The sequence below is a fragment of the Mesorhizobium shangrilense genome (assembly GCF_028826155.1).
GTDB classification, from domain to species: Bacteria; Pseudomonadota; Alphaproteobacteria; order Rhizobiales; family Rhizobiaceae; genus Arvimicrobium; species Arvimicrobium flavum.
The window spans coordinates 4,692,210-4,718,485 of the sequence record NZ_JAQGPN010000001.1 but is presented as its reverse complement, the minus strand read 5'-3'; the positions used below and the strand labels follow the sequence as shown (position 1 = coordinate 4,718,485).

The 26,276-nt window shown below is 64.7% G+C and carries 27 protein-coding genes; 14 read left to right on the top strand and 13 right to left on the bottom strand.

Annotated elements, in window-relative coordinates:
- Nucleotides 1-3: 3 nt before the first annotated feature.
- The 8 genes from PD284_RS22785 to PD284_RS22750 all read left to right on the top strand — a co-directional run bounded on the left by PD284_RS22785 (nucleotide 4) and on the right by PD284_RS22750 (nucleotide 10,154).
- A complete protein-coding gene (locus tag PD284_RS22785) occupies nucleotides 4-840 on the top strand; it encodes an ABC transporter permease (protein ID WP_274630398.1) in 837 nt (278 codons plus the stop codon).
- Between the two features lie 4 nt (nucleotides 841-844).
- Nucleotides 845-2,686 (top strand): ABC transporter ATP-binding protein, encoded by a 1,842-nt coding sequence (locus PD284_RS22780; RefSeq protein ID WP_274630397.1) that lies wholly within the window; start codon nucleotides 845-847, stop codon nucleotides 2,684-2,686.
- Nucleotides 2,673-3,878, top strand: a complete 1,206-nt coding sequence (locus PD284_RS22775) for a M20 aminoacylase family protein (RefSeq protein WP_274630396.1) — start codon at nucleotides 2,673-2,675, stop codon at nucleotides 3,876-3,878. Before PD284_RS22780 ends, PD284_RS22775 begins: the two co-directional genes overlap by 14 nt.
- 40 nt (nucleotides 3,879-3,918) lie before the next feature.
- Nucleotides 3,919-5,361, top strand: coding sequence for an aldehyde dehydrogenase family protein (locus PD284_RS22770; RefSeq protein ID WP_274630395.1), 1,443 nt, complete (start codon nucleotides 3,919-3,921; stop codon nucleotides 5,359-5,361).
- 266 nt (nucleotides 5,362-5,627) lie between these two features.
- A complete protein-coding gene (locus PD284_RS22765) occupies nucleotides 5,628-6,683 on the top strand; it encodes an ABC transporter ATP-binding protein (RefSeq protein WP_274630394.1) in 1,056 nt (351 codons plus the stop codon).
- A gap of 52 nt (nucleotides 6,684-6,735) precedes the next feature.
- Nucleotides 6,736-8,061, top strand: coding sequence for an ABC transporter substrate-binding protein (locus PD284_RS22760; protein ID WP_274630393.1), 1,326 nt, complete (start codon nucleotides 6,736-6,738; stop codon nucleotides 8,059-8,061).
- A gap of 277 nt (nucleotides 8,062-8,338) precedes the next feature.
- Nucleotides 8,339-9,259: a carbohydrate ABC transporter permease gene (locus PD284_RS22755; RefSeq protein ID WP_411956285.1), complete on the top strand. Its 921-nt coding sequence runs from the start codon at nucleotides 8,339-8,341 to the stop codon at nucleotides 9,257-9,259.
- Between the two features lies 1 nt (nucleotide 9,260).
- The gene (locus PD284_RS22750) at nucleotides 9,261-10,154 is read left to right on the top strand and encodes a carbohydrate ABC transporter permease (RefSeq protein ID WP_274630391.1); all 894 of its coding nucleotides are present in this window, start codon (nucleotides 9,261-9,263) and stop codon (nucleotides 10,152-10,154) included.
- Between the two features lie 3 nt (nucleotides 10,155-10,157).
- Here PD284_RS22750 and PD284_RS22745 read toward each other — a convergent pair whose 3' ends face one another.
- The 12 genes from PD284_RS22745 to sppA all read right to left on the bottom strand — a co-directional run bounded on the left by PD284_RS22745 (nucleotide 10,158) and on the right by sppA (nucleotide 20,534).
- Complete coding sequence (locus PD284_RS22745) at nucleotides 10,158-10,526, bottom strand: MmcQ/YjbR family DNA-binding protein (RefSeq protein WP_274630390.1); 369 nt, start codon at nucleotides 10,524-10,526, stop codon at nucleotides 10,158-10,160.
- Nucleotides 10,527-10,537: 11 nt separating this feature from the next.
- The gene (olsB, locus tag PD284_RS22740) at nucleotides 10,538-11,332 is read right to left on the bottom strand and encodes a l-ornithine N(alpha)-acyltransferase (RefSeq protein ID WP_274630735.1); all 795 of its coding nucleotides are present in this window, start codon (nucleotides 11,330-11,332) and stop codon (nucleotides 10,538-10,540) included.
- Between the two features lie 203 nt (nucleotides 11,333-11,535).
- Nucleotides 11,536-13,827, bottom strand: a complete 2,292-nt coding sequence (locus PD284_RS22735) for a PAS domain-containing sensor histidine kinase (RefSeq protein ID WP_411956245.1) — start codon at nucleotides 13,825-13,827, stop codon at nucleotides 11,536-11,538.
- A 74-nt stretch (nucleotides 13,828-13,901) separates the two neighbouring features.
- Nucleotides 13,902-14,891, bottom strand: a complete 990-nt coding sequence (acuI, locus tag PD284_RS22730) for an acrylyl-CoA reductase (NADPH) (RefSeq protein ID WP_274630388.1) — start codon at nucleotides 14,889-14,891, stop codon at nucleotides 13,902-13,904.
- 58 nt (nucleotides 14,892-14,949) lie between these two features.
- Nucleotides 14,950-15,438 carry a signal peptidase II gene (gene lspA, locus PD284_RS22725; protein WP_274630387.1) on the bottom strand — a complete coding sequence of 163 codons (489 nt, stop codon included), beginning with the start codon at nucleotides 15,436-15,438 and terminating at the stop codon, nucleotides 14,950-14,952.
- Nucleotides 15,435-16,277, bottom strand: a complete 843-nt coding sequence (locus tag PD284_RS22720; protein ID WP_274630386.1) for a TrmH family RNA methyltransferase — start codon at nucleotides 16,275-16,277, stop codon at nucleotides 15,435-15,437. Before PD284_RS22720 ends, lspA begins: the two co-directional genes overlap by 4 nt.
- The gene (locus PD284_RS22715; RefSeq protein WP_274630385.1) at nucleotides 16,274-17,209 is read right to left on the bottom strand and encodes a class I SAM-dependent rRNA methyltransferase; all 936 of its coding nucleotides are present in this window, start codon (nucleotides 17,207-17,209) and stop codon (nucleotides 16,274-16,276) included. Before PD284_RS22715 ends, PD284_RS22720 begins: the two co-directional genes overlap by 4 nt.
- A 223-nt stretch (nucleotides 17,210-17,432) precedes the next feature.
- Entirely contained in the window at nucleotides 17,433-17,843 is a 411-nt protein-coding gene (locus tag PD284_RS22710; RefSeq protein ID WP_274630384.1) for a cupin domain-containing protein, read from the bottom strand.
- A gap of 32 nt (nucleotides 17,844-17,875) precedes the next feature.
- A complete protein-coding gene (lhpI, locus tag PD284_RS22705) occupies nucleotides 17,876-18,841 on the bottom strand; it encodes a bifunctional Delta(1)-pyrroline-2-carboxylate/Delta(1)-piperideine-2-carboxylate reductase (protein WP_274630383.1) in 966 nt (321 codons plus the stop codon).
- A gap of 21 nt (nucleotides 18,842-18,862) precedes the next feature.
- Nucleotides 18,863-19,201: a LapA family protein gene (locus PD284_RS22700; protein ID WP_274630382.1), complete on the bottom strand. Its 339-nt coding sequence runs from the start codon at nucleotides 19,199-19,201 to the stop codon at nucleotides 18,863-18,865.
- Nucleotides 19,202-19,213: 12 nt separating this feature from the next.
- Entirely contained in the window at nucleotides 19,214-19,498 is a 285-nt protein-coding gene (locus PD284_RS22695; protein ID WP_274630381.1) for an integration host factor subunit beta, read from the bottom strand.
- A gap of 58 nt (nucleotides 19,499-19,556) precedes the next feature.
- The gene (sppA, locus tag PD284_RS22690) at nucleotides 19,557-20,534 is read right to left on the bottom strand and encodes a signal peptide peptidase SppA (protein WP_274630380.1); all 978 of its coding nucleotides are present in this window, start codon (nucleotides 20,532-20,534) and stop codon (nucleotides 19,557-19,559) included.
- A 297-nt stretch (nucleotides 20,535-20,831) separates the two neighbouring features.
- On the opposite strand from sppA, the gene lptC reads away from it, so the two are divergent.
- The 6 genes from lptC (at nucleotide 20,832) to ptsN (ending at nucleotide 25,913) form a co-directional block, all read left to right on the top strand.
- Nucleotides 20,832-21,545 (top strand): LPS export ABC transporter periplasmic protein LptC, encoded by a 714-nt coding sequence (gene lptC / locus PD284_RS22685; protein WP_274630379.1) that lies wholly within the window; start codon nucleotides 20,832-20,834, stop codon nucleotides 21,543-21,545.
- Entirely contained in the window at nucleotides 21,532-22,044 is a 513-nt protein-coding gene (locus PD284_RS22680; RefSeq protein ID WP_274630378.1) for an LptA/OstA family protein, read from the top strand. Before lptC ends, PD284_RS22680 begins: the two co-directional genes overlap by 14 nt.
- An 80-nt stretch (nucleotides 22,045-22,124) precedes the next feature.
- Nucleotides 22,125-22,862: an LPS export ABC transporter ATP-binding protein gene (lptB, locus tag PD284_RS22675; protein ID WP_411956284.1), complete on the top strand. Its 738-nt coding sequence runs from the start codon at nucleotides 22,125-22,127 to the stop codon at nucleotides 22,860-22,862.
- A gap of 171 nt (nucleotides 22,863-23,033) precedes the next feature.
- The gene (rpoN, locus tag PD284_RS22670) at nucleotides 23,034-24,554 is read left to right on the top strand and encodes an RNA polymerase factor sigma-54 (protein ID WP_274630376.1); all 1,521 of its coding nucleotides are present in this window, start codon (nucleotides 23,034-23,036) and stop codon (nucleotides 24,552-24,554) included.
- A gap of 244 nt (nucleotides 24,555-24,798) precedes the next feature.
- On the top strand, nucleotides 24,799-25,380 hold the full coding sequence (gene hpf / locus PD284_RS22665) for a ribosome hibernation-promoting factor, HPF/YfiA family (protein WP_274630375.1): 582 nt from the start codon (nucleotides 24,799-24,801) through the stop codon (nucleotides 25,378-25,380).
- A 68-nt stretch (nucleotides 25,381-25,448) separates the two neighbouring features.
- Nucleotides 25,449-25,913 carry a PTS IIA-like nitrogen regulatory protein PtsN gene (gene ptsN, locus PD284_RS22660; RefSeq protein ID WP_274630374.1) on the top strand — a complete coding sequence of 155 codons (465 nt, stop codon included), beginning with the start codon at nucleotides 25,449-25,451 and terminating at the stop codon, nucleotides 25,911-25,913.
- A gap of 66 nt (nucleotides 25,914-25,979) precedes the next feature.
- Here the strand turns inward: ptsN and PD284_RS22655 are convergent, their stop codons facing one another.
- Entirely contained in the window at nucleotides 25,980-26,234 is a 255-nt protein-coding gene (locus PD284_RS22655) for a BQ00720 family protein (protein ID WP_274630373.1), read from the bottom strand.
- Between the last annotated feature and the right edge of the window lie 42 nt (nucleotides 26,235-26,276).

Genomic DNA, 26,276 nt, shown 5'->3' with positions numbered 1-26,276 from the left:
GCGATGCACTCCAACAGAAGCATTTGGCGGGCCGCGCTCCGCAATCCGAGCATCACGGTGGGCGGCGGCATCCTGCTGCTCATCACGCTGCTCTTCGTCTTCGCCCCCTGGCTTGGGACGGTTGATCCGCTGACCATGAATCCGATCGCGCGGACGCTCGAGCCTTCCGCCAAGCACTGGTTCGGAACCGACACCTACGGACGCGATCTCTACTCCCGGGTGCTCTACGGGGGGCGCATCTCGCTGCTCATCGGCTTTTCGGTGGCGATCCTGGCCACGGTGATTGGTCTTCTGATCGGTCTGGTCTCGGGCTATTTCCGCATCGTCGACATGGTCGTCATGCGGATCATGGACGGCCTGATGTCGATCCCCGCCGTGCTGCTCGCCATCGCCATGACGGCCCTGATGCGCGGCTCGGTGCTCAACGTCATCATTGCGATCACCGTCTCCGAGATCCCGCGGGTCGTGCGCCTCGTTCGCGGCAGCGTCCTCTCGCTGCGCGAGCGCACCTATGTCGAGGCGGCGATGGTCTCGGGCACCCGCACGCCGACGATCATCGTGCGGCACATCCTTCCCAACACGTTCGCGCCGCTGGTCGTGCAGGCGACCTACATCTTTGCCGCTGCGATGATCATGGAGGCGATCATGTCCTTCATCGGCGCCGGCACGCCGCCGTCGATCCCGTCCTGGGGCAACATTATCGCCGAGGGCCGGATGCTCTGGCAGGTCAAGTTCATGATCATCGTCTTCCCGGCGGTGTTCCTGTCGATCGCGGTCTTTTCGATCAACATGATGGGTGACGGTCTGCGCGACCTGCTCGATCCGAAGGCGCCGAGGTAACGAGATGGGAGAGACCGACATCATCACGGCGCAGCGTCCAGGCGGCAGCGAGGCGACCTCGCAGCAGCCCGTCCTGGCGGTGCGCGACCTGTGCATCTCGGTTCCGGGCGAGAACGGCCCGATTTCCCTGGTGCGCGACCTGTCGTTCGACATCCCCAGAGGCCGGACCCTGGCCGTGGTGGGCGAATCCGGTTCGGGCAAGAGCGTGTCCGCCCTGTCCATTATGCGCCTGATGCCAAAGACGACCATCACGACCGGCGGCGTCCTGCTGCATGGCCGCAACCTCCTCACGCTGAAGGAGCGTGAGATGGAGGACATGCGCGGCAACCGCATCGGCATGATCTTCCAGGAGCCGATGACTTCGCTGAATCCGGTCTTCCCGATCGGCATGCAGATCGAGGAAGTGCTTCGCCGGCACGGCAAGGGTGACGGAAGCAACCTGACGCATCAGGTGATCCGGCTTCTCGACAAGGTCCGGATTCCGAACGCCGCGCGCCGTGTGTCGGACTATCCGCATCAGCTCTCCGGCGGACAACGCCAGCGCGTGATGATCGCGATGGCGCTGGCCTGCAGTCCCGACCTGCTCATCGCTGACGAGCCCACGACCGCGCTGGACGTCACCACGCAGGCCAACATCGTCGACCTGATCAAGCAGATCCAGGTGGAGGACCAGACTGCGATCATGTTCATCACCCATGACATGGGCGTGGTCGCCGAAGTGGCCGACGACGTCGTCGTCATGCGGCATGGCCAGGCGGTGGAGAAGGCGGCGTCGCGCCAGATCTTCGAGGCGCCGGGCGAGCCCTACACGCAGCGGCTGCTCTCGGCGGTGCCGATCATCGGCAGCATGCGCGGCCGCGCCAAGCCCGAACGCTTTGCGCTGATCGGCGACGAACAAGCCCCGGCGGCACGGGCAGACCTGGCGGAAGCGCCGCAGGAGACCGTGCTGAACGTCAAGGATATCGCGGTCAGCTTCGAGGTGGCCGCGGGCAAGTCGATCCTGCGCAAGAATGTCGTCCGCGCCGTCAAGAGCGTCAGTTTCGACCTGAAGGCGGGCGAGACGCTGTCGATCGTGGGTGAATCGGGCTGCGGCAAGACGACGGTGGCGCGCAGCGTGATGGGCCTGCAGAAGATTGATGCGGGCCGCATTACGATCGGCGGCAAGTCGATGACGGATTTTGGCAAGCAGCAGTTGCGCGAGGCCCGCAGGAACATCCAGATGGTGTTCCAGGATCCCTACGCCAGCCTCAACCCGCGTATTCGGATCGGCGACGCCATCGCTGAACCGATGCTGGCGCACGGGTTCAGCCGGGCCGAGGGGCTTGAGACGGCGCGCCGTCTGCTCGAGGAAGTCGGGCTCTCGGCCGACATGGTCTCGCGCCGCCCGCATGAATTCTCCGGCGGCCAGCGCCAGCGGATATGCATTGCCCGTGCTCTTGCTCTGAAGCCGAAGGTCATCGTCGCAGACGAAGCGGTGTCGGCGCTGGACGTCTCGGTCAAGGCGCAGGTGCTGAACCTGTTCATGGACCTGCAGGATCGCTACGGGATCGGGTTCCTGTTCATCTCGCACGACATGGCCGTGGTCGAGCGGCTGAGCCATCGCGTCGCCGTGATGTATTTCGGCGAGATCGTGGAGATCGGACCCCGATCTGCGGTCTTCGGCAACCCTGCCCATCCCTATACGCAGCGGCTGCTCTCGGCTGTCCCTGTTCCCGACCCGAGCCGCCGCGCCCATATCGGCAACGTTCAGAGCGAACCGGTGCGTCGCGACGATCTCGTCACCGAGCAGGCGCTGACCAAGCGCAACTACCGTGATCTTGGAGGCGGCCACTATGTCCTCGAATGACCTGGCCCAAGCGACGCAGGACCAGACGCCTGCCGTGACCGGAATTGCGGAAGCAATCCTGGCGCAGGTCGAGGAGGTCACGAACTGGCGACGGCATCTGCATGCCCATCCCGAGACGGCGTTCGAAGAAGTGAACACCGCCCGTTTCATCGCGGAAAAGCTGCGCAGCTTCGGCGGCATCGAGGTGCATGAGGGCATCGCCGGCACCGGCGTCGTCGGCGTCCTGGAAGGGGATGGCAGCGGACCGTCCATCGGTCTGCGGGCTGATATCGATGCGCTCGACATCACCGAGGCTACTAACCTGCCCTGGGCATCGACCATTCCCGGCAAGATGCACGCCTGCGGACATGATGGCCACACGGCCATGCTTCTGGGCGCTGCAAAATACCTTGCGGCGCGGCGGCGCTTCAAAGGCCGCGTCGTCTTCATCTTTCAGCCTGCCGAGGAAAACGAGGGCGGCGCCCGGGTCATGATCGAGGAGGGCCTGTTCGAGCGCTTCCCGGTCGACAAGGTGTTCGGGCTGCATAACCGTCCCGGTCTGGCGGCGGGCAGCATGGCGTTTGCGCCAGGTCCGGTCATGGCCGGCTATGATCTTTTCCATATCCGGGTGATGGGGAAGGGCGGCCACGCGGCCAAGCCCAATCTGGCCATCGATCCCATCGTCATCAGCAGCCATGTCGTCCTTGGCCTTCAGTCGATCGTGTCCAGGCTCGCCGACCCCGCCAAGGCGCTCGTCGTGTCCTGCACGCAGATCAACGGCGGCGAGGCGATCAACGCCATCCCGGGCAGCGTGACCATTGCCGGGACGGTGCGGTGCTTCGAGCCTGAGGTTCAGGCGATGGCCGAGGCTGCCATCAAACGCATAGCGCAGACCACGGCCGAGGCGCATGGAGGCGAGGCGCAGGTGACCTATGAGCACCGCTATCCCCCGACCGTGAACGATCCCGCTGCCACAACCGATGCGCGCAACGCGGCGCTCGCGGTCTTCGATGCGCAGGCCGTCGGGGTCATGCTCCCTGGAACCGGCTCGGAAGATTTTGCCTTCATGCTGGAGAAGAAGCCGGGTTCTTATTGCCTGCTCGGCGTCGGCGACGGGCCCAGCGTCCACAATCCCGCCTATGATTTCAACGACGCCGTGCTGCCCCATGGCATGGCCTACTGGGTGGCGCTCGTCGACAGCCTCTGCAGCTGACGGCCGCCGACAGACATTTCCAAGACAAGAAGAGATAAAGATGATCTCCCGAAGCGGTATTTATATCGACGGCGCCTGGCGTCAGCCCCTTGATGCGGACGAGTTCGACGCCATCAATCCCGCGACCGAGCAAGCTTGCGGGCGCTTCCTTGGCGGCGGCGCAGCGGATGTGGACGAGGCTGTCAAAGCCGCGGTCGCGGCGGCCGGTGCAGTGGTGGCTCTGCCTGTCGCGGAGCGGATAAAGATACTCGGGCAGATCGCCGATGGGATCGAGGCGCGGGCCGAGGAAATCGCACAGTCCATCACTGCCGAAATGGGCTCGCCGCTCTGGATCGCGCGCGGCCCCCATATCGTCAACGCAGTCGGTCACTACCGCAACTACAGCGAGATACTGAGCAATTACCGTTTCGCGGAACAGCGCGGCGGCACCATGGTCGTGCGTGAACCAATCGGTGTTTGTGGGCTGATCACGCCGTGGAACTGGCCGTTGCACCTGATCAGCATCAAGGTTGCGGCGGCGATTGCGGCCGGCTGTCCGATGGTGCTGAAGCCGAGCGAGATCGCCCCGACGGCGGCGATCATCCTGACCGAGGTGATTGCGGCCAGCGACCTGCCCAAGGGTGGCTTCAATCTCGTGCTCGGCCGCCTGAAGGCCGGTGCGGCGCTGGTGGAGCATCCCGATGTGCGTCTGCTCTCCTTCACCGGTTCGGTCGGCGCGGGCATACGCATCGCCCAGGCTGCCGCACCGACCCTCAAGCGGGTCGTGCAGGAACTCGGAGGAAACGCAGCGAATATCGTTCTGCCCGATGTCGATCTGGAGCACGCGGTGCGCGAAGGCCTGATCCGCAGCACCCGGAACAGCGGCCAGAGCTGCAACGCGCCCAGCCGCATGCTGGTCCCCGCATCCCAGTTGGAGAAGGCCGCCGCCATCGCGGCGGAAACCGCCAAGAGCCTGCGGATCGGCAACCCGCTGGAAGACAATGTGGATGTCGGTCCGGTCGCCTCGCGCCAGCAGTTCGAGATGCTCGGCCGCATCATCCGGGAAGCCGTAGCCGAGGGTGCGCGACTGGTCTGCGGCGGGGGCGAGCGGGCTGCGGGCTTCGATCAGGGCTACTACATCGCGCCCACTGTGCTGATTGCCGAGCGCGGCATGAAGATCGCACGCGAGGAGGTTTTCGGCCCTGTCCTGATCCTGCAGGCCTATGCCGACATCGACGACGCGATCGAGCTGGCTGAAGCAACGCCCTACGGCCTCCAGTCTTTCGTGCAGACCAGGGATCCGGCGATGGCGACCTACGTGGCCAAGCGCATGCGTACCGGCCACGTGACGTTCAACTATACGCCCATGGACTTTGCAGTGCCCTTCGGCGGCATGAAGCTCTCGGGTAACGGCCGCGAAGGCGGGGTGGAAGGGCTCGAAGAGTATCTGGAGGTCAAGTCGTTGGTCGGCTTCGACACCGTGCCGGAGATGGCCTGGAACTGAGGCCCGCCGTCGCGTCGATCGCAAGGTCGGTGCGTCCGCTTCTCGCAATCGGTCGGTGCTGACGCAAGGTGTCGGCGCCGCAACCCTCGTGTCCGGAAGAGCAGCCGATAGGGTGCCGGTTTCTTCCGGCCGCGACACCGCTTTACAGCCGCGGTTGGTAGCGCTACCGTTCATCGGTGCGACGGCCAGGGAGGAAGCCGGGCTCGTCGCGCGGACAAGCGCGTTCCCTTCGAAGGGGGTGCAACAACACCGTTCGGGGGGAGCCGATGGCGTCTGTTTCGATCCGCGACGTGCGAAAATCATTCGGCTCGGTCGAGATCCTTCACGGGGTGAGCGTCGACATCGAGGATGGCGAGTTCGTCACGCTGGTTGGCCCGTCCGGCTGCGGGAAATCGACGCTTCTCAGGATGATCGCCGGGCTTGAGGGCATCTCGCGCGGCGAGATCGCGATCGGCGGTCGCGTCGTCAATAATGTCGCCCCCAAGGAGCGCGACATTGCCATGGTCTTCCAGAACTATGCGCTCTACCCGCACATGACGGTGCGCCAGAACATGGCGTTTTCGCTGATGCTGAAGAACGCGCCGAAGGCGGAGAGCGACGCCCGTGTGGCGCGCGCGGCGGAGATTCTGTCGCTGACGCCGCTACTCGAGCGCTATCCACGCCAGCTTTCCGGCGGCCAGCGCCAGCGGGTCGCCATGGGCCGCGCCATCGTGCGCGATCCCCAGGTCTTCCTGTTCGACGAGCCGCTTTCTAATCTTGACGCCAAGCTGCGAGTCCAGATGCGGGCCGAGATCAAGGAACTGCACCAGCGGCTGAAGACCACGACGGTCTATGTGACCCACGACCAGATCGAGGCCATGACCATGGCCGACAAGATCGTCGTGATGCACGACGGCATCGTAGAGCAGATCGGCAAGCCGCTGGAGCTCTACGACCGTCCCAACAACCTTTTCGTGGCGAGCTTCATCGGCTCGCCGGCCATGAACCTTCTCAAGGGAAATATTGGGCAGGGCGGTTTCGAGGGAGCCGGCGGCATATCGGTGCCGCTGAACGGCGCGGCGAACGCTTCCAACGGAGCGGGTGTGGTCGTCGGCATCCGGCCCGAGCACCTGCGGCTGTCGGACGGGGGCTTTCCGGTGACGGTTGCCGTCGTCGAGCCGACCGGATCCGAAGTGCAGATGGTCGGCCGCACACCGGGCGGCGAGGAAATCGTCGCCAATTTTCGCGAGCGCCACGTGTTCGAGCCGGGCGAGACCATACGGCTTTCGGCGGATTCCAATCTCATCCACCTTTTTGACGGCGAGACGGGGAGGCGACTCTAGGATCGATCGTCAGGACTGCAGGACATAACAATCAAGCAGGAGGAAAGTGACGATGAAATTTACCAGACGTGACGTGATCAGGACGACGGCCGGCGTAGCCGCCGGCGCCATCGGAAGCCGGCTCATCGGCTCTCCCGCCTTCGCCCAGGACGCCCCGAAATACACGCCGGAACAGGGCGCCACGCTCAGGCTGCTGCGCTGGTCGCCTTTCGTGCAGGGCGACGAGGATTCATGGCTCGCCAACACGAAGAAGTTCACCGATGCGACCGGCGTGCAGGTGCGCGTCGACAAGGAGAGCTGGGAGGACATCCGGCCGAAGGCCGCCGTGGCGGCCAATGTCGGATCCGGCCCCGATCTGATGCTCGTCTGGTTCGACGATGCGTTCCAGTATCCCGACAAGTTGCTCGACGTGACCGACCTCGGCGAATATCTCGGCGGCAAGTATGGCGGCTGGTACGACGGACCGAAGGGATACGCGGTCAAGGACGGCAAGTTCATCGGTCTGCCGCTGGCGGCCATCGGCAACGCCATCGTGTATCGCGATAGCTGGGTGAAGGAAGCCGGTTTCTCGGAGTTCCCGAAGGACACCGCTGGCTTCCTCGAGCTCTGCAAGGCGATGCAGAAGATCGGTCACCCGGCCGGATTCACCCACGGCCACGGTGTCGGCGACGGCAACAATTACGCGCACTGGCTGTTGTGGAGCCATGGCGGCAAGATGGTCGACGAGAGCGGCAAGGTGGCGATCAACAGCCCCGAGACGATGAAGGCCATCGAATATGCGATGGAACTCTACAAGACCTTCATCCCGGGCACCGAAAGCTGGCTCGACGTCAACAACAACCGCGCCTTCCTCGCCGGTGAGCTCGGCATCATCGCCAACGGCATCTCGGCCTACAACACCGCCAAGATCAACAAGGACAACGATCCGAAGCTGGCCGAGATCGCCAAGGACATCCGCACGACGAACCTGCCGATCGGCCCGGTCGGACAGTCGGTCGAACTCCACCAGACCACCGTGGCGGTGATCTTCAACTACACGCCCTATCCAAACGCCGCCAAGGCCTACCTCCAGTTCATGTTCGAGGAGGCCCAGATGAACGACTGGATCAAGGGCTCCGCCGGCTATTGCTGTCAGACGCTGAAGGGCTTCGCCAACAATCCGATCTGGTCGGAGGACCCGAACAACGCCGCCTATGCCAGGGCGTCCGAGACGCTGCGGCCCAACGGTTATGCCGGTCCGCTCGGCTACGCCTCGGCGGCGACGATGGCCGACTACGTGCTCGTCGACATGTTCGCCAGGGCGGTGACAGGACAGGCCACGCCGCAGGAAGCGATGGAGGAGGCCGAGAAGCGGGCCAACCGCTACTATCGGGTGTAGCGCAAGGCGCAGCACAAACGCCTTGCTGTGCGCCTTCGACCCCCACTCCGGTTCGCTGCGCGAACCACCTCTCCCCCGATCGACGGGGGAGAGGAAATGCCGGCCGTAAGCTTGGCGCCCTTCCTCTCCACCACGAACGTGGGGGAGGGGTGTCGAGCCAAAGGCGAGACGGAGTGGGGGCGTGTGCTCCAACTGCAAGCGCCGTGAGCGGATGCTCCACGAGCCGAAAATGGCGAGACTGAAGACCAAGGATTGCTGAATGGCCGCTCTCGAAACCATGACTGCCCAGCGCAGTTCCTTCCGTTCCCGCCTATCGGAGAGCCGCGGCTTCCTCTCCTTCGGCTTCATGCTGCCGGCGGCGGCGCTGTTGCTGGTCTTCCTCACCTATCCGCTGGGTCTCGGCGTCTGGCTCGGCTTCACCGACGCGCGCATCGGCAGGCCGGGCATCTTCATCGGCCTGGAGAACTACGAGTACCTGTGGGACGACAGCGTCTTTTGGCTCTCGGTCTTCAACACGCTGCTCTATACGATCTCGGCCTCGATCCTGAAATTCGTGCTCGGCCTCTGGCTGGCGCTGATCCTCAACGAGAACCTGCCGTTCAAGACGTTCTTCCGGGCGGCGGTGCTCCTGCCCTGGGTGGTGCCCACGGTGCTGTCGGCCATCGCTTTCTGGTGGATCTACGATTCGCAGTTCTCGATCATTTCCTGGGCACTGATGGAACTCGGCCTGATCGACAGCCGAATCAACTTCCTCGGCGATCCCACGAACGCGCGCGCTTCCGTCATCGCAGCCAATGTCTGGCGGGGTATCCCGTTTGTGGCGATCACCCTGCTGGCCGGCCTGCAGACGATCCCGCAATCGCTCTACGAGGCGGCCACGCTCGACGGCGCCAGCCGCTGGCAGCTTTTCCGCTATGTGACGCTGCCGCTGCTCACCCCCATCATTGCGATCACCATGACGTTCTCGGTGCTGTTCACCTTCACCGACTTCCAGCTGATCTACGTGCTGACGCGCGGCGGCCCGGTCAACGCGACGCACCTGATGGCGACGCTGTCGTTCCAGCGCGGCATCTCGGGCGGGCTGCTCGGCGAGGGGGCTGCCATCGCGGTGGCGATGATCCCCTTCCTGCTCGCCGCGATCCTGTTCAGTTATTTCGGCCTGCAGCGGCGCAGGTGGCAGCAGGGCGGAGGCGACTGAGATGGCCGTTACCGACACCAAGGCGCCTGCGGTCGGCGACGAAGGGGGGATGGGCTACCTGCAGAGCCTGCCGCGCCGCGTGGTGACCATCTATGTGCCGCTCGCCATCTTCGTCTTCGTGCTGCTGTTCCCGTTTTACTGGATGGCCGTGACGGCGGTGAAGCCGAACGTCGAGATGACCAACTTCAACGATTTCAGCCCGTTCTGGGTGGTCAACCCGACGCTGGAACACATCCGCTACCTGCTCTTCGACACGTCCTATCCCGGCTGGCTGCTCAATACGGTGATCATCTCGGTGGCCGCGACGTTCCTCTCGCTGCTGGCCTCCGTCTTCGCCGCCTACGCGATCGAGCGGCTGCGTTTCTCCGGTTCGCGCCAGGTGGGACTGGCGGTGTTTCTCGCCTATCTCGTGCCGCCATCGATCCTGTTCATCCCGCTCTCGGTGATGGTCTTCAACCTCGGGCTCTACGACACCTCGTTTGCGCTGATCCTCACCTATCCGACCTTCCTCGTGCCTTTCTGCACCTGGCTGCTGATGGGCTATTTCCGTTCGATTCCGTTCGAATTGGAGGAATGCGCGCTGATCGACGGGGCAACTCGCTGGCAGATCCTCACCAAGATCGTGCTGCCGCTGTCGGTGCCGGGCCTGATTTCGGCCGGCATCTTCGCCTTCACGCTGTCGTGGAACGAGTTCATTTACGCGCTGACCTTCATCCAGTCGTCGGAGAACAAGACCGTGCCGGTCGGCGTGCTGACCGAGCTGGTGCGCTCTGACGTCTACGAGTGGGGCGCGCTGATGGCCGGCGCGCTGATAGGCTCGCTGCCGGTGGTCATCCTGTATTCGTTCTTCGTCGAGCATTACGTCTCGTCGATGACCGGAGCGGTGAAGGAATAGGCGTCAGCCGCCGCTGCGGCCCGCAGGGCCGCGCGCCTTGAGCATTTTTGGCGTGGCCTGAATCTGCCAGGCGCGCTCCAGCCGGTGGGCGAGCTCTTCTATCGGAATGTCGTGGACGCGGACCAGCATGGCCGGCCAGCCCCTGTAGTGGTCGGTCTCGAAGTAGAACTCCGGCGCGGCCGCGAGCAGCACCTCCTTCTCCTCGAGCGGGCACATCACGGCCACCGTGTCGGCATCCTTGACGCGCGCCAGGAACTTCTTGCCGGCCCGCAGCGACGGCGTGCCGTAGGACGTGCCTTCCGAGATGTTCGGAAGCCCCGCGGCGGCGCGGCGCAGCTTGTCGAATGCGGGGGCGAGTGTGTCGTCGGGCATTGTCGCGCCCGTCAGGCGGCGAACCGGGTCGCGTCCGGCGAATAGTGGGTCACGTAGCGGGCGTCGAGGCTGGCGACCGGCAGCACGATGCAGACGTCGATCGTGCCGAATTCGTGGTCGATGACGCACCCTTCGCCGATCCTGGCGCCGAGCCTCAGGTAGCCCTTGATGAGCGGCGGCATGGCCGCCATCGCGCAGCGTAGTCCGATCGCCTCCGGCGGCATCAGGTCCATCGCCCGATAGCGATCCGCAACGGCGCGGATCGCCCATTCGCCCTCGGCGCGGCAGTGATGTGCGAGGAAGGAAAGCGCCTCGGCATGGTCGGCAGGTTCGGTTCCCTGGAAGGAGGCGCAGCCGGTCATCACGCCAATGTCGTAGTGGTTCACATAGGCCCAGATGCCCTGCCACAGAACTTCGATGGTGCGCTTGCCACGATAGGCAGGCAGCACGCATGAGCGCCCGAGCTCCAGGAAGTTCGTGTTTGGATGGCGGGCGACGAGAGCCGCAAGTTCGAACTCGTCCTCGGAGTAGAAGCCGCCGGCGGCCATCGCGGTCTCCTGCCGTAGCAGCCGGTAGGTCCCGACGATCTGGCGCACTTCGGGTCCTTCGATCGAGCTGTCGAGCACGAGCAGGTGGTCGCAGATCGCGTCAAAGCGGTCAAAGTCACGGCCTTCGTCGCAGCCGCCTGCGGCGCGGCGTGCGCCGAGTTCCTCATAGAACACCCGGTAGCGGATTTCCTGGGCAGCGACGATCTCCTCCGCATTGCGCGCCAGGCGGACCTCGAGCGTTCCGATCTTGCCGAGCATCGCGCCGGCAGGCAGCGGTTGCCGTTCAGGCGAGCGATAGTCAGGAGCGCCGAGAACCGGCGATGCTGTCGAGGCGTGCACGGATATTTCTCCTTCGGCCCACTCGAGCCGAGGATAGGTCGAATCTGCTACATGAATATGACATGGGGTATGCGCTTTGTCTGCAAAGCGGGCCACATGGTCCGCTCAGGGCAGGCGGGTCGTCACGCGGCAAGATGGTCTTCGACGGCCCGCACGAGGGCGTCAGGATCGAGCGGTTTGATCAGGAAGCCGCTGGCGCCATGGGAGAGCGTCGTATGTCGCGTCTGCTCCTGGCTATCGGCTGAAAGCACCATGATCGGCACGGGCGGTACGCCGGTCTCCTCCTCGTGACGTCGAATGAGCGTGATTGCGTCCAGTCCGTCCATCACCGGCATGTGCAGGTCCATCAGCACCACGTCGTAGCGCCGGCGCTGCGTCGAGGCTTCCAGCGCCTCCACGGCTTCCTTGCCGTTGTTGACGACATCCACCTTGTATCCGGCCTTCTGAAGCACGGAGCGCGCCAGCAGCGCGTTGATCTCGTTGTCTTCCGCAACCAGCACGCTTTGTCCCGCATGCGAGGGCGGTGTACCAGCTTTCGCCGCCGGCACGGGGCTGGAGGAGGAAGGAATTGCACGTCCCTCCGGTTCGCTCATCAGGACTCGAAGCAGGGTTTCGCCGCGGACTGGCCGCGCCAGGAAGGTCGAGTAGCCGTTGGCGCGGAATTCCTGCAGCAGACTGCGCTCGTTCGGTGCGATCAGTGTGATCGCTTCGCACTCTGCGAAGCCGGAGTGCCGGAGCCGCTGGATCAGACGACCGTCGGCATGTTCCAACCCGGCCGCGATGAGCAGCGTGTTAGCGCCCTCGGCGAGTGAGGCCGCCTGCTCCGGCGTGGTCGCGACCCTGGCGACGCCGCCGTGACTGCGGATGGCTTCCGCCAGCGTTTCGGCTTCGACCGTGTTCTTCGAAACGATGACCGCGTTGCGATGCTCGAGGACGCGTTCACGCGAGGTCGCCAGAGGCTGCACGTCGCGCGCGGGGATCTCGAACCTGAATTCGGAGCCAGCGCCGGGCTTGCTCTTGACGGTGATCGCGCCGCCCATCGACTGGACGATGCGCTTGGAGATGGTGAGGCCGAGCCCGGCCCCGCCATGCTCGCGCGTGGAAGTGCCGTCGGCTTGCTCGAACTCCTCGAAGATGCGTTCCAGATCCTTCTCGAGCAGACCCGGCCCGCTGTCGCTGACGGTGAAGGCAAGCCGCGGGCTGGATAGGTCGCCGGCGGTCTGCACCCGCACGGAGACACCGCCCGTATCGGTGAACTTGATGGCGTTGCCGATCAGGTTGAGAAGGACCTGGCGCAGCCGGCCGGGATCCGACGTGACCATCTGGGGGACATCGGCCGCGACGACGCAGCCGAGCCCGATTCCCTTGGCGAACGCCCTGGAGGCCAGCAATTCGACGACATTGTCGGTCAGCTCGCGCGGCGAGACGTTCTGGAATTCAGGTTCGAAGCGGCCAGCCTCGATCTTCGAATAGTCGAGCAGGTCGTCGATGAGCGCGAGCAATGCGCTGGCCGACGTCGAAACCGCCCCGACATAGGTCTTCTGTTCGGGCGTCAGGTCGGTGTCCGCGAGAAGCTTGGCCATGCCCATGATGCCGTTCATCGGCGTGCGGATTTCGTGGCTGACCGTCGCCAGAAACTGCGACTTTGCGCGGCTGGCGAACTCGGCGCGCTCGCGTGATGCAATCAGGGCCGTCTCGGCGCGTTTGCGGCTGGTGATGTCGCGGGCGATCGCCCGGTGGGAGACGTCCGCGCTGACCTTGTCGCGCACCGAAAGCTCGATCCAGGAGAACCAGCGGGTGCCGGAGGCGACGCGGATGGCGACGTCCGTGGAGCTCAGGCATTCGCCGTCCCAGAAGGCGGCGTCGGGCACGATGCCCACCTCGATGCCGAGCTCACCGAGGGTCTTGCCCTTCAGCATGTGCGGCGGGTGGCCTACGAGGTCGGCGAAGACCTTGTTCGCATAGACGATGCGTCCCTCGCGATCGCGATGGATGACAAGGTCGCCCAGCGCGTCGATGAGGCCGCGGAAGCGTTCCTCGCTCTCCTGGAGCTCCCAGACGCGATCCGCCAGCGTCTCGATGTGGGCGCGGCTCTGCGCCTCGCTGTCGTCGAACAGCGTCGCCATCCGCTTTTCGCGGCGGACGGTCCTGTTGAGCATGAAGAGGCCGGCGAGGGCGCAAGTGGCCAAGCCGATGACGATGTAGTGCGGCGCTCCCATGAGATGCGCAAGGCCGGTAAACACCAACGCTGCCATGATGAGGGGCAGTCCCCAGGCCTCGAGCCGGGGCGCCGGCGGCCGCTCGATATTGGGTACGAGGGGCGGGGCAACGATAGCGCGTCGTTCGGGACCCGCAGCTTCCGTCTCCCGGAAAGCTGCGTCGATGACTGACGTTTTGACATGCTCCGCGACCATGCCCGCTACATACTCCACCAAGGCTTAGGGAAGCTTTTGGCCGATCGCTGCAATTTTAGGGATGTCGCCGCTTTCTACATTTCGACGACGACGCGGCCGCGTATCTTGCCGTCGATGATGTCGCGGCCCGCCTGCAGGATGTCGTCGAAGCCGATCGCCACCGACAGGGCGGAGAGCTTGGCATGGTCGAGGTCGGTCGCGATACGACGCCAGGCTTCCAGCCGCAGGGCCTTGGGGGCCATCACCGAATCGATGCCGAGCAGCGAGACGCCGCGCAGGATGAACGGCGCCACGCTCGCCGGCAGGTCCATGCCCTGCGCTAGTCCGCAGGCGGCGATGGCGCCGCCATAGGACGTCATCGAGAGCACGTTGGCGAGCGTCGTACTGCCGACGGCATCGACGCCGCCAGCCCAGCGCTCCTTGGCGAGCGGCTTGGCGGGCCCGGAAAGTTCGTTGCGGTCGATGATCTCCGCAGCTCCGAGGTCCTTGAGGAAATCGGCTTCGGACGTCCGGCCCGTCGAGGCGATGACGTGGTAGCCGAGCTTGGAGAGGATCGAGATGGCGACGGAGCCGACGCCGCCGGCTGCCCCGGTGACGATGACCGGGCCGCGATCCGGCGTGATCTCGTGGCGCTCCAGCGCCATCACCGACAGCATGGCCGTATAGCCGGCGGTTCCGATCGCCATGGCGTCGCGTGGGGACATGCCGTCCGGCAGCGGGACCAGCCAGTCGCCCTTGACGCGCGATTTTTCCGCATAGGCGCCGTGATGGGTCTCGCCGGTGCCCCATCCGTTGAGGATGACCTTGTCGCCCCGCGCCCAATCCGGGTGATCGGAACTGACGACCGTGCCTGCGAAGTCGATGCCGGGAACGAGCGGAAAACGCCTGACGACCGGTGCCTTGCCGGTGATGGCGAGGCCATCCTTGTAGTTGACGGTCGTCGCTTCGATCCTGACGGTGACGTCGCCTTCCATGAGGTCGGCGTCGGTCAGTTCCGTCACGCCGACCGACTGCGACTTGTCCTCGCCGCGCGTCACGAGGATCGCCTTGAACGTATCTGTCATCTTGTCCTCCTTGGGCGGGCGGGATGCGCAAGAACTGTGCGGCGCACGCCGCGCACCGTCAATTGTCCGAATGGCGCGCCTTGCGTTCGCGCAGCCATTGAACGAACTCCTCGAGGATGACCAGGAACGCGCCCACCGAGATGAAGACGTCGGCGAGGTTGAAGACGGCGAACGACCAGACGGGCGTGTGGAAGAGGAAATAGTCGACCACGTGGCCGAGCATCGCGCGGTCGATCAGGTTGCCGATGGCGCCGCCGACGATGAGGGCGAAGCCGATACGGGCAAAGGTCTGCCCGGGCGCCGACCGCGACCCCAGGAAGAGCACGAAGGCGATGACCGCCACGGACAGGATGGTGAGAGGCAGGTCGCCGACCGACGAGAACATCGAGAAGGCGACGCCGGTGTTGTAGGTGCGGTAGAGCGCGAAGAACGGCAGGATGTCGACCTGTTCGTGCATGACAAGATTGGCTTCGACGAGCCCCTTGATCCACTGGTCGAGCGCCACGGACGCCGCAACCAGCGCCGAATAACCGCAAACTGCCTTCATTCCATGCCGCCGGGTTCGAGTGTCAGCGCGCTCCGCCGGATCTCGAAGAGCATGACGCCGGTCGCCACCGCGAGGTTGAGGGAGTCGGCGCGGCCGGCCTGCGGGATGCGCAGCAACCGGTCGCACGACTTGGCGAGTTCGTCGGGAAGCCCCTGCTGCTCGTTGCCCATAAGGAGCAGCGTCGGCCGTCCTTCGAATTTCACCGTCCGGTAGTCGACCGCGCCCTTGAGGTGGGTGCCGGCGACCAGGCCGGGAAAGCCTTTTCGCCACTCCAGGAAGGCTTCGGCCGTGGCTCTCGCAACCGGTACGGCGAAGATCGAGCCCATCGTGGCGCGGACCGTTTCCAGCGAGAACGGGTCCGTGGTTTCGCCGATCAGGATGACGCCTTTTGCGCCGACTGCGTCGGCGGTGCGGATGACGGTGCCGAGATTGCCGGGGTCGCGCACCCGGTCGAGGCCGATCCAGACGTCGTCGCCGGCGGGCCGGATCGACTTCAGCGGCTGCAAGCGCTGGGCGAAGACGCCCACCACCATCTGCGGGTTGTCCCGCCGGGTGATCGCGGAGAGCACCTTCTCCGAAACCTCGAGCACGGTGCCGCCCGCCGCGACGGTGCGCGCGGCCACCTTCTCGACGGCGGCGTTGCCGAGGGCGGACTTGGCGAAGACCAGCGTCCTGATCGACCAGCCAAGGTCGAGCGCGTCGATGACGAGCTTCAGGCCCTCGGCCATGAAGGCGTTCTGCTGGTCGCGGAATTTCTTGAGCGCCAGCGCCTTGATGTCCTTGACCAGCGGATTGGCGAGGCTGGTGACCTCGCGCACCCTTCCGACGCGCTCGCTCATTGGGCAATCCAGCGCGAAAAGAGGGAGGTGGAAAGCGCGCGGCCGGCGGATTTTTCGCGGATGACGAGTTCTCCCGATTCGACGGTTCCGCCCATTCCCGCGAAGGTGTCGCGCATCAGGGCGTGGATGGCGAAGAAGGAGGACCGTATCGAATAGGCGGTGAGCACGACGGCGAGCGGCTTCGGCGACAGGATCGAACGGCAGAGTTCGGCAAGGCGAGGCAGGTCTTCGAACAGCTGCCAGACCTCGCCCTTTGGTCCGCGTCCATAGGCCGGCGGATCGAACAGGACAATGTCGTAGCGGCTGCCGCGCCGTTCCTCGCGCTCGGCGAACTTCATGGCGTCCTCGACGATCCAGCGGATCGGCTTGTCGGAGAGACGCGCCATCTCCTGGTTTTCGCGCGCCCAGCCGATCGCCTTCTTCGAAGCGTCGACATGGGTCACCTCGGCGCCGGCGCGCGCCGCGACCAGCGATGCGAGGCCAGTATAGCCGAAGAGGTTGAGCACCTTGACCGGTCGTTTTGCGGTCGCGATCAGGCCGGCCATATGATCCCAGTGGGACGCCTGCTCTGGGAACACGCCGACATGCCGGAACGAGGTGAAGCGGCCAAGATAGTCGATGCCGTCGTGGCGCATCGGCCATGTCTCGCCGAGGGCGGCTTTGGGGAAGCGCCAGCGGCCCATGCCTTCTTCGTCGGTGTCGCCGGTGAAGACGGCGTCGGCCTTCTGCCACTCCTTTGGCGGCATCGCGGGCTGCCAGATCGCCTGGCCCTCCGGCCGCACGATGCGGTAGGGCCCGTACTGCTCGAGCTTCAGGCCGCCGCCGCTGTCGAGCAGCGCATAGTCGGCGTTGGGCAGGACCTCGAGGATGAGCGGCACCTGCTCGGCGGGCAGCGGATCGCTGCGACGCTCAGCTCTGGCGGGAGCCGGCATGGGGTCGTCCTGGCGCAGGGGTTGCCTGGCCTCGGAGGGCCCGCGCGCCGGGGTGGCCGCGTTCTTGCGCGGCGCATGGCTGCGTTGGTTCTGACCTGTTTTGTGCGCAGGCTTCACGGAGTGTCCATTCGGTTCCGATGTCGGCCTGCTTTTGGCACAGTGGACGGTCGCAGGCAAACGCCCCTTTGGCGCGTTCGCCCCGGCAGTCCGCTTCCGTGTGGCGCTACGACCGCGTCAGTCTCGGGGCCTTGCCGACGGGCACGGCCTTGAAGTCCGGCAGGTTCCTGAGGTCGCGCTCGGCGCCGCCGGGATTGTAGATGGCGAGCAGCACCAGCGGTTCCCAGCCCGTGTTCACGGTGGAATGATAGATCGCGGTGGGGATGTAGATCGTCTCGCCCGCCCGCACCTCGAATTCCGGCTTGTCATCGACCATCTGCCTGCCGACGCCGGAGAGCACGTAGAGGATCTCCTCCGATTGCGGGTGGTTGTGGCGCGTGTGGCCTTCCCCGGGAAGGAGTACGACCTGGCCGAACGTGATGTTGGCGCCCGGTGTGCTGTCCGGGCTCACCAGCCACTTGATGATGCCCCAGTCGAATGTCTGGGTTTCGAGCTTGGATGGATCGACGGCGCTCATGGTTGGTCCCCTCCCTTTGGCGCGCGAACGGTCTAGTTGCGCATCCTTTCATACACGGCGACTCCCGCGGCCAGATCCTCGATGGCTGCGCCGACCGACTTGAACAAGGTGATCTCCTCGGCAGCGCCGCGCCCGGCCGCGCTGCCGCGCGTCAGGTCGTAGAGGTCGCCCGCGATCGCCTCCGGCTTCAGCACGCCCGATTCGAGCGGCTGGACAATGTCGCCGGCCTCCTTGGTCGCGCCGGCGCGCGTATCGACGAAGACGCGCGCCCTGCGAATGGCGTCGTCATCCGCTTCGCGCATGGCCGGCGTGAAGCCGCCGACCAGATCGAGATGCGCGCCGGGCTTCAGCAGCGCCCCCTTGATCAGCGGCGTCGTCGAGATGGTTGCGCATGACACGATGTCGGCCAGCGAGACCTCGGCGTCGAGATCGGCTGCAGCCTCTGCCGGCAGGCCTTCGGCGCGCAATTGTGCCGCGACCTTTTCCGCGTTGGCCTGAGTGCGGTTCCAGACGCGCACCGAGGCGATGGGGCGGACGGCGCAATGCGCCTTTGCAAGAAAGCCCGACAGGGCGCCCGCGCCGACGATGAGTAGCCGGGAGGCATCCTTCCTGGCCAGATAGGTGGCTCCCAGCGCCGAGGCGCAGGCTGTCCGCCATTGCGTGAGCCGCTGGCCGTCGATGAGGGCGCGCGGCTCGCCGGTGACGCCGTCGAGCAGCAGATAGACGCCCATGACGGCCGGCTTGCCGATCTTGTTGTTGTCCGGCGAAACGGTGACGATCTTGACCCCGGCATAGCCGCCAGCGGAGGTTCCCGTCGCATTGAAGTCGTTCCATGCCGGCATCAGCAGCAGCGTCGATGCGGCCCCGTCCGGCCGCTCGATGGTATGGTGGTGCCGTACCGGCTGCACCGCACCGTCGTGAAAAGCCTTCCGCAGCGTCTCGACCAGCCCTTCGAAAGTGAGGGCTGTGTCGACGTCACCTGCCGACAGCGTGAGCATTGATCGACCTCCCGGGCTGCATCATGCGGCGGGCTTTGGCAGGCTGGTTTGCACCGGGGCCGCGGCCTTCAGCCCGGCCTTGTTCGCAGCGCGCAGCGATTCGGCTTCGGCGCTGCGCTGGCGCGCCAGCTTGCGGTAGCGTCCCTGCTTCAGCCAGGTCGCACAGCTGCCGATGATGACGCCCACAGCTACGGCCAGGAAGACAAGCACGAAGAGCGGCAATTGGATCGTCAATGCGGGGTTGCCGGGATTGAAGGGGTCGAGCGTGAAGGGCACCCACGTCCGATTGGCGACCGCGAGCGCGATCAGGACGATGGCGATCGGAACGAGGATGGCGACGAGGACGAGTCTGTTGATCATTGGCGACACCGACTATTTCGACGCATTCAGCCTCTCGCGCAATTCCTTACCGGTCTTGAAGAAAGGAACCCACTTCTCCTCGACGTCGACGGCTTCCCCCGTGCGCGGGTTGCGTCCGGTGCGGGCAGGGCGGTTCTTCACGGAGAAGGCCCCGAAACCGCGCAACTCCACCCGGTTTCCCTCCGACAGCGCGTCCGTGATCTCTTCGAAGATGGCGTTCACGATGTTCTCGACATCCCTCAGGAAGAGGTGCGGATTGCGGTTTGCGATTAGCTGGACGAGTTCAGATTTGATCATGAGCGCGTTCCCCACATGTTGGCTGCAATTGCACTATAGGGATGATTTTGTTTGATTTTCAGCCGCGGATCGCAGCTCTTTCAGGGTGCCAGACCGACAACAGCCCGTCAAGAAACAACCGTTCGGCGCCGAGTTCATGAAGGACGTCCAGGCTTCCGGAAGGCAAACCCAGGGCCTGTGCGATCCGATTGGAAAGGGCCTGGGAGAAAAAGAAGCCGCCGCTTGACTTTTCAGGCTTCCACTCGACGACTTCGAGCTTTGTGTCGACGCCCTTTGTGCCCAGCCAGTCGATCGCCTTCTCTTCGCCCCCGAGCGAATCCACCAGCTTCCTCTGCAACGCCTGCCGGCCGGTGAAGACCGAGCCGTCGGCGATTGCAGTCACCTCGGCGCGGGACAATGGGCGCCGTTCCTCGACAAGCCCGACGAACCAGTCGTAGCTGTCGAGGATCATCGAGCGCAGCATGGCGCGCTCCGGTTCGGTCGTCGGGTTGAACGGCGATGGCTCTGCCTTCAGAGGCGAGGATTTCACCTCGTCGAGGGTGATGCCGAGCTTTTCCATCATGTTCGTGAAGTTCGGAAACTGGATCAGCACGCCGATCGACCCGATGATGGACGACTGGCGGGCGACGATGTGGTCGGTGGCCGTGGCGATCATGTAGCCTGCCGATGCCGCCAGCGTGCCGACCTGCGCGGCGACCGGTTTGTCGCGCGCCAGCTTGCGCACCTGCTCGTAGATCGCCTCGCCGCCGACGGTGGTGCCGCCGGGCGAGTCGATCGACAGGATGACGCCCTTGACGTGGTTCGCCTTGCGGATGTCCTCGAGGCGCTCGATCAGTTTCTCGTCCTCGGTGATGGTGCCCTCGATCTTGATCTTGGCGATGTGATCGACGGCTCGTCCGCGAAAGCCGTCGTCGCCCAGGGCGTAGGCCGCGGCGGCGATGCCGAAGCCGGCCACGGCGAGGGCCGCGACGCGCCAGAACGTCAGCTTGCGCCGAAGCCGGTGGCGCTCGATCAGGTCGTCAGCTCGCGTGGCCATTTTGTCCTCGTGACGCAATATGAGACGGACGGTTGTACTCGATGCGGGAGGCGGGGGCTACTCACAACAGGGATGCGCTCTCCCGGGGGCTGGCATCTTATCGAAAAATGACCATATTGATCTGACATCGCTCGTGTGATTGACGGGCGGCCCGCGATTGGGGCGCACGTGCGTCAGGCGGGACCATATGCCACTTGGGAACACCAGATATCTGAGGGCGGCGGAAAGTCCGCTGGATACCCCCTTCCGTGCCGCTGCTGCGGTGCAAACTCGATAAATGACCATTGGATATCTTTGATGTCAGCGGCAACGACCATCACCAAAGAAGACGAGCTTATTGCCGCACGTGCGTCCCAGAGCGTGCGTTCCCTTGAAACCGATTTCGCGCGCGCCCGCTCCTACTCGTCCAAGGTGCGTGTGCTTAAGTGGCTGCTGCCCATTCTCGGCCTGGGGATCACGCTTGTATTCGCCGGCTACACCTTCTTGTCGCGGGTGCCGCAATTGACATACGACATCGCCAGCGTCGCCTATGCGGACGGGAAGCTGGTGATGGCTAATCCCAAGTTGAACGGCGTGACCAGCGACAATCGTCCGTACTCGCTGACGGCGGAGCGCGCGCTGCAGGAGCCGGCGAAGCAGCATGTGATCGTGCTGCACGGCATCGACGCCACCGTGCCGATCGACGTGACCGATTCGGCGACAATCCTCGCGGAGCGCGGCGTCTACAACAGCCGCGCCAACGTACTGGACATCCAGACCCCCTTCACCGTCAAGTCGAGCAACGGCATGACGGCCGAACTCGACACCGCCCGCGTGGAGATCGACAACGGCACCATGAAGACCGAGCGCCCGGTCGCGATAACCATGAATGGCAACAAGATCACGGCCGACTCGCTATCCATCCTTGATAATGGGAAGGTTTTGGTGTTCGAAAAGCGCGTGCGCCTGAACCTTTCGCCGGGGGCGCTCGGGGCGGCCGACAAAACGGGAGAGCAACATGCGGGGAACTAGCCTGCTGGCATTCGTACTGCTGACGCTGGCAGCAGGTTCTGCCGTGGCGCAGGAGGCGACCGGTCCCGGAATTCGCCTGGCTGGCGACCAGCCCATCCAGATCGAAAGCGACAAGCTCGAGGTGCGGGAGGCGGAGAGCATGGCCATCTTCTCCGGCAACGTGAATGTCGTCCAGGGCGACACGCTGCTCAAGGCCGGTCTCATGACCGTCTACTACGCCAAGGGCGCGGGCTCGCCGACCAGCGGGTCGCAGCAGATCGAGCGCCTCGAGGTGAAGGACAAGGTCTACCTCCGGTCCAAGGAGCAGGTCGCCACCGGCGACGAAGGGCAATTCGACGTCGCCAGCAACACCCTGGTTCTGACCGGGAAGGAAGTGGTGCTGACGGAAGGCGCAAACGTCGCCAAGGGCAGAAAACTCACCGTCAACACACAGACCGGCAAATCGCAGCTCGAGGGCCGCGTTCAGGTACTCATTACGCCAAGCTCCCAAGGAAATTGATGGTGGACGCTCCCTCCCCGGCGCTGCAGGACTCGAAGAGCCCGCGGCAGGTTAAGCCTGTGGCCGCGCCCCAGTCCGCCATGCGCGAGGGCCTGAAAGGCACGCTGATCGCGCGTGAGCTGACGAAGAGCTACAAGGGCCGGCAGGTCGTGAATGGCGTGTCGCTGGGCGTGCGCGCCGGCGAGGCGGTGGGGCTGCTGGGCCCGAACGGCGCCGGCAAGACCACCTGCTTCTACATGGTCACCGGGCTGGTCCCCGTCGACAGGGGCACGATCGAGATCGACGGCTTCGACGTGACGAGCATGCCGATGTACCGGCGCGCGCGCCTCGGCATCGGCTATCTGCCCCAGGAAGCCTCCATCTTCCGCGGCCTGACCGTCGAGAACAACATCCGCGCCGTCCTGGAGGTGGTCGAGAAGAACCGCGCAGAGCGGGAAACCACGCTCGACGCCCTGCTCGAAGAATTTCACATTGCGCATCTACGCAAGGCGCCCGCAATCGCGCTCTCCGGCGGTGAACGGCGACGCCTCGAGATCGCGCGGGCGCTTGCCACCCGTCCAAGCTACATGCTGCTCGACGAGCCTTTCGCGGGCATCGATCCGATCGCTGTGGCGGACATCCAGCGGCTTGTGCGGCACCTCACGGCGCGGGGCATCGGCGTGCTCATCACCGATCACAATGTGCGCGAGACTCTCGGGCTCATCGACCGTGCCTACATCATCCATGCCGGCGAGGTGCTCACCCACGGCAATCCGGCCGAGATTGTCGCCAATCCGGACGTGCGGCGTCTCTATCTTGGCGAAGGCTTCACGCTCTGACGCCCCTGCAGGGGGGCTGGGCGGAGGCGATGTAACGCTTCGTAAGCGAAGCTGGCCTATCGTCTTTACTTGACAAGCAAGAGCCGGGCCAGTTTGATTCAACTGGCCTTGGCGGGTGAGAGCCCGTACGGCGGCCTGCCTTCGAGTGAATCCCGGAGTTCTCGACCGCATATGGCGCTCGCGACCAAACTGCAGCTGCGCCAATCCCAGTCGCTGGTGATGACACCCCAGCTGATGCAATCGATCCGGCTGCTTCAGTTGAGCCATGTCGAACTGGAGCGCTTCGTCGACGAGGAGATGGAGCGCAATCCGCTTCTCGAGCGGGTCGACCAGCGGGAGGAAGCGCTTCCCCCAGAACCCCAGCAGAACGATGCGGACGCGGCTGCGGACAGCATGTGGGTTCGCGACGACGGCGCCTGGACCGCCCAGTCGATGTCGGAGCAGATGGATTCCTCGCTCGAGAACATCTTTCCTGACGATCCCGGCGTCAGCGATCGGCTCGCGCCTGATCTCAACGCGCAGTGGAAATCGTCGGGCGCCGGCGCGCTGGCCCAATCCGCGGGCGATTTCGACATGGAGGATCTGGCTGCGGCGCCGGTCACGCTGGGTGACCACGTCGCCGAACAGATCGCCTTCCTGATCGCCGATCCTGCCTCGCGGCTCATTGCCCGCGAGCTTGCAGACGGACTCGATGACGCAGGCTACCTGCACGCCGATCCTGCCGAGATCGTCCATCGGCTCGGAGTGGATACTGAGGCCGTCTCGGATGTCCTGGCGCTCTGCCAGACGTTCGAGCCTGCCGGCATATTCGGGCGGAGCCTGGCCGAGTGCCTGTCGCTGCAGCTCGCGGCGCTCGATCGGCTGGACCCGGCCATGCGGACCCTGCTTGCCAATCTGGGGCTTCTGGCGAAGCGCGATTTCGTCGCTCTGCGCAAGCTTTGCGGGGTCGACGACGAGGATCTCATGGACATGGTGGCCGAGGTGCGGGCCCTCGATCCGCGGCCCGGCCTCGCCTTTCAGGGGGGAGGCGCCGAATCGATCGTCCCCGACGTGGAGGTGTGGCCTGCCTCGGACGGAACCTGGACGGTGGAGCTCAACGCGGACGCGCTGCCGCGGGTGCTTGTCAACAATGCGTATGTCGCAAAGGTGAGTGCGTCCTCCAAGTCCCAGCAGGAGCGGGACTTCCTGTCCGAATGCCTGCAGAACGCCAACTGGCTGACACGCAGCCTGGACCAGCGGGCGCGCACGATTCTCAAGGTCGCCGGCGAGATCGTGAAGCAGCAGGACGCTTTTCTCACCCACGGCGTGCGCCATCTGCGTCCCTTGACGCTCAAGGCCGTTGCCGACGCCATTTCCATGCATGAGTCGACCGTCAGTCGGGTCACAGCCAACAAGTTCATGCTGACGCCGCGTGGCGTGTTCGAGCTGCGCTACTTCTTCAGCGCCTCGATCGCGTCCGTCTCCGGTGAGGAGGCGCACTCCTCGGAGGCGGTTCGCCACCGGATCAGGAGTTTGATCGCCGAGGAGCAGCTTTCCAACGTGCTCTCCGACGATGCCATCGTCGAGATGCTGAAGGCGGACGGCATCGACGTTGCCCGCCGCACCATCGCCAAATACCGGGAAGGCATGGACATACCATCCTCGGTCCAGCGGCGGCGCGAGAAGCGTGCGCTGGCGGGCAATAGAGCATAGCCTGCCGCGGCGTCGCTCGATGCGCTCCTTAACCCTTCATTGACATTCCCCCGGGAACTCACTAGAAGCCCGCCCGCATGAGCAGGGTGGTTGTCTTCAGAGCAATGAAACGTCGCCCCAAGACCTGTGTCTAACCAGAAAGTTTGGACCTGAGCACGGCGCATTGGACGCCGCAAACCTTGTGCGCACCGCCCACGGGTATAAACTCCAATCCGACTGACGAGCAGGGAAGGTTCACCAACAAATGAACTTACGTATCGCTGGCAAGCACATGGAGATTGGCGACTCCTTTCGAACCCGCATCGAGGGCCGAGTCGGCGAAGTGGTCGACAAATATTTCGGGGGTGGGTATTCAGGGCACGTCACCGTCCTCAAGTCGGGCTCGCGCTTTTCGGCGGACTGTATGGTTCATCTGGATTCGGGCATGGCTCTGCAGGCGACGGGCGACAGCCAGGAACCTACCGCCGCATTCGAGATCGCCGCGGACCGCCTCGAATCCAGGATGCGCCGCTACAAGAGCCGTTTGAAGACCCATCCGGTGGGCGGCAACAACGAATCGGTCAATGTCTCCTACACCGTCATGGCGGCGCTGCCCGACGAAGAGGTCGAGGTTGCGGAAGACTTCGCGCCGGTTGTCGTGGCTGAGTCGTCCATGGCCCTGAAGACCATGTCGGTCGCATCGGCTGTCATTGAACTCGACACCAAGGAAAGCCCGGTTTTCGTGTTCCGGAACGCTGGCAATCAGGAGGTCAACATCGTCTACCGGCGGCCGGACGGAAATATCGGCTGGATCGACCCGTCTTCGGTGAAGACCGCGCGGGCGTAACGTTACCTCGCCGACGCTGCTGGGCGGGGGAGCCGGGCAGCGATGGGCGGAGCACAAGGATTTTGGTGATGGATCTGAGCGATCTGATCGACGTTCCGGCAATCATGCCGACGTTGCGGGCGAACTCGAAGAAACAACTCCTGCAACTCCTGTCGGAAAAGGCCGCGGCTGTGACCGGGCTGCCGGAACGTGAGATTTTCGACACGATTCTGCAGCGCGAGCGCCTCGGCTCGACCGGAGTAGGCAACGGCATCGCCATTCCGCACGGCAAGCTGGCCGGCGTGAAGCGCATCACAGGCGTATTTGCGCGCCTGGATTCATCCGTCGATTTCGAGGCGCTGGACGACCAGCCCGTCGATCTCGTGTTCCTGCTGCTGGCGCCGGAGGGCGCTGGCGCCGATCACCTCAAGGCGCTGTCGCGCATTGCCCGGGTCCTGCGCGACGCTGACACCGTGGCGAAGGTCCGCGGCACGAAGGATGCCGCCGCAATCCATGCGCTGCTGGCGCACACGCCTGCGTCGCACGCAGCCTAGTCATATCATTGACGATGGGAGGGAGGGCGGTCGAGCGACCGCCCTGTGGTGCGCAAGCGCGCCGCTTCAGTGCACGGCGACGGGCGTCAGATCGTTCTGGAAGGCCCCCGCCAGCGCGGTGTCGCGCTTGTCGGACAAGAGGATGGGTTGGCCATTGGCGGCGAAGACAGCCCACAGCTTGGTGCCCGGCGCGATCTCGGGCAGGCCAGGGAATTTGGACTTGAGATCGTCGCTGACCATTTCGCGGACATAGGCGACGGCGCCCTCGCCGATATGGGCAAGCTGGGCCTGGGATACGTTTCTGGTCTGGTTCTCAGTCATCTCAGCCTCCTATGTGCGGGGCGTCCAATCGAACCAACCCGC

What these genes read in the sequence shown, in the direction of transcription:
- PD284_RS22785 (WP_274630398.1), top strand. Translation starts at nt 4, where the DNA reads ATGCACTCCAACAGAAGCATTTGGCGGGCCGCGCTCCGCAATCCGAGC.
- PD284_RS22780 (WP_274630397.1), top strand. Translation starts at nt 845, where the DNA reads ATGGGAGAGACCGACATCATCACGGCGCAGCGTCCAGGCGGCAGCGAG.
- PD284_RS22775 (WP_274630396.1), top strand. Translation starts at nt 2,673, where the DNA reads ATGTCCTCGAATGACCTGGCCCAAGCGACGCAGGACCAGACGCCTGCC.
- PD284_RS22770 (WP_274630395.1), top strand. Translation starts at nt 3,919, where the DNA reads ATGATCTCCCGAAGCGGTATTTATATCGACGGCGCCTGGCGTCAGCCC.
- PD284_RS22765 (WP_274630394.1), top strand. Translation starts at nt 5,628, where the DNA reads ATGGCGTCTGTTTCGATCCGCGACGTGCGAAAATCATTCGGCTCGGTC.
- PD284_RS22760 (WP_274630393.1), top strand. Translation starts at nt 6,736, where the DNA reads ATGAAATTTACCAGACGTGACGTGATCAGGACGACGGCCGGCGTAGCC.
- PD284_RS22755 (WP_411956285.1), top strand. Translation starts at nt 8,339, where the DNA reads ATGACTGCCCAGCGCAGTTCCTTCCGTTCCCGCCTATCGGAGAGCCGC.
- PD284_RS22750 (WP_274630391.1), top strand. Translation starts at nt 9,261, where the DNA reads ATGGCCGTTACCGACACCAAGGCGCCTGCGGTCGGCGACGAAGGGGGG.
- PD284_RS22745 (WP_274630390.1), bottom strand. Translation starts at nt 10,526, where the DNA reads ATGCCCGACGACACACTCGCCCCCGCATTCGACAAGCTGCGCCGCGCC.
- olsB (WP_274630735.1), bottom strand. Translation starts at nt 11,332, where the DNA reads ATGCTCGGCAAGATCGGAACGCTCGAGGTCCGCCTGGCGCGCAATGCG.
- PD284_RS22735 (WP_411956245.1), bottom strand. Translation starts at nt 13,827, where the DNA reads ATGGTCGCGGAGCATGTCAAAACGTCAGTCATCGACGCAGCTTTCCGG.
- acuI (WP_274630388.1), bottom strand. Translation starts at nt 14,891, where the DNA reads ATGACAGATACGTTCAAGGCGATCCTCGTGACGCGCGGCGAGGACAAG.
- lspA (WP_274630387.1), bottom strand. Translation starts at nt 15,438, where the DNA reads ATGAAGGCAGTTTGCGGTTATTCGGCGCTGGTTGCGGCGTCCGTGGCG.
- PD284_RS22720 (WP_274630386.1), bottom strand. Translation starts at nt 16,277, where the DNA reads ATGAGCGAGCGCGTCGGAAGGGTGCGCGAGGTCACCAGCCTCGCCAAT.
- PD284_RS22715 (WP_274630385.1), bottom strand. Translation starts at nt 17,209, where the DNA reads ATGCCGGCTCCCGCCAGAGCTGAGCGTCGCAGCGATCCGCTGCCCGCC.
- PD284_RS22710 (WP_274630384.1), bottom strand. Translation starts at nt 17,843, where the DNA reads ATGAGCGCCGTCGATCCATCCAAGCTCGAAACCCAGACATTCGACTGG.
- lhpI (WP_274630383.1), bottom strand. Translation starts at nt 18,841, where the DNA reads ATGCTCACGCTGTCGGCAGGTGACGTCGACACAGCCCTCACTTTCGAA.
- PD284_RS22700 (WP_274630382.1), bottom strand. Translation starts at nt 19,201, where the DNA reads ATGATCAACAGACTCGTCCTCGTCGCCATCCTCGTTCCGATCGCCATC.
- PD284_RS22695 (WP_274630381.1), bottom strand. Translation starts at nt 19,498, where the DNA reads ATGATCAAATCTGAACTCGTCCAGCTAATCGCAAACCGCAATCCGCAC.
- sppA (WP_274630380.1), bottom strand. Translation starts at nt 20,534, where the DNA reads ATGGCCACGCGAGCTGACGACCTGATCGAGCGCCACCGGCTTCGGCGC.
- lptC (WP_274630379.1), top strand. Translation starts at nt 20,832, where the DNA reads ATGTCAGCGGCAACGACCATCACCAAAGAAGACGAGCTTATTGCCGCA.
- PD284_RS22680 (WP_274630378.1), top strand. Translation starts at nt 21,532, where the DNA reads ATGCGGGGAACTAGCCTGCTGGCATTCGTACTGCTGACGCTGGCAGCA.
- lptB (WP_411956284.1), top strand. Translation starts at nt 22,125, where the DNA reads ATGCGCGAGGGCCTGAAAGGCACGCTGATCGCGCGTGAGCTGACGAAG.
- rpoN (WP_274630376.1), top strand. Translation starts at nt 23,034, where the DNA reads ATGGCGCTCGCGACCAAACTGCAGCTGCGCCAATCCCAGTCGCTGGTG.
- hpf (WP_274630375.1), top strand. Translation starts at nt 24,799, where the DNA reads ATGAACTTACGTATCGCTGGCAAGCACATGGAGATTGGCGACTCCTTT.
- ptsN (WP_274630374.1), top strand. Translation starts at nt 25,449, where the DNA reads ATGGATCTGAGCGATCTGATCGACGTTCCGGCAATCATGCCGACGTTG.
- PD284_RS22655 (WP_274630373.1), bottom strand. Translation starts at nt 26,234, where the DNA reads ATGACTGAGAACCAGACCAGAAACGTATCCCAGGCCCAGCTTGCCCAT.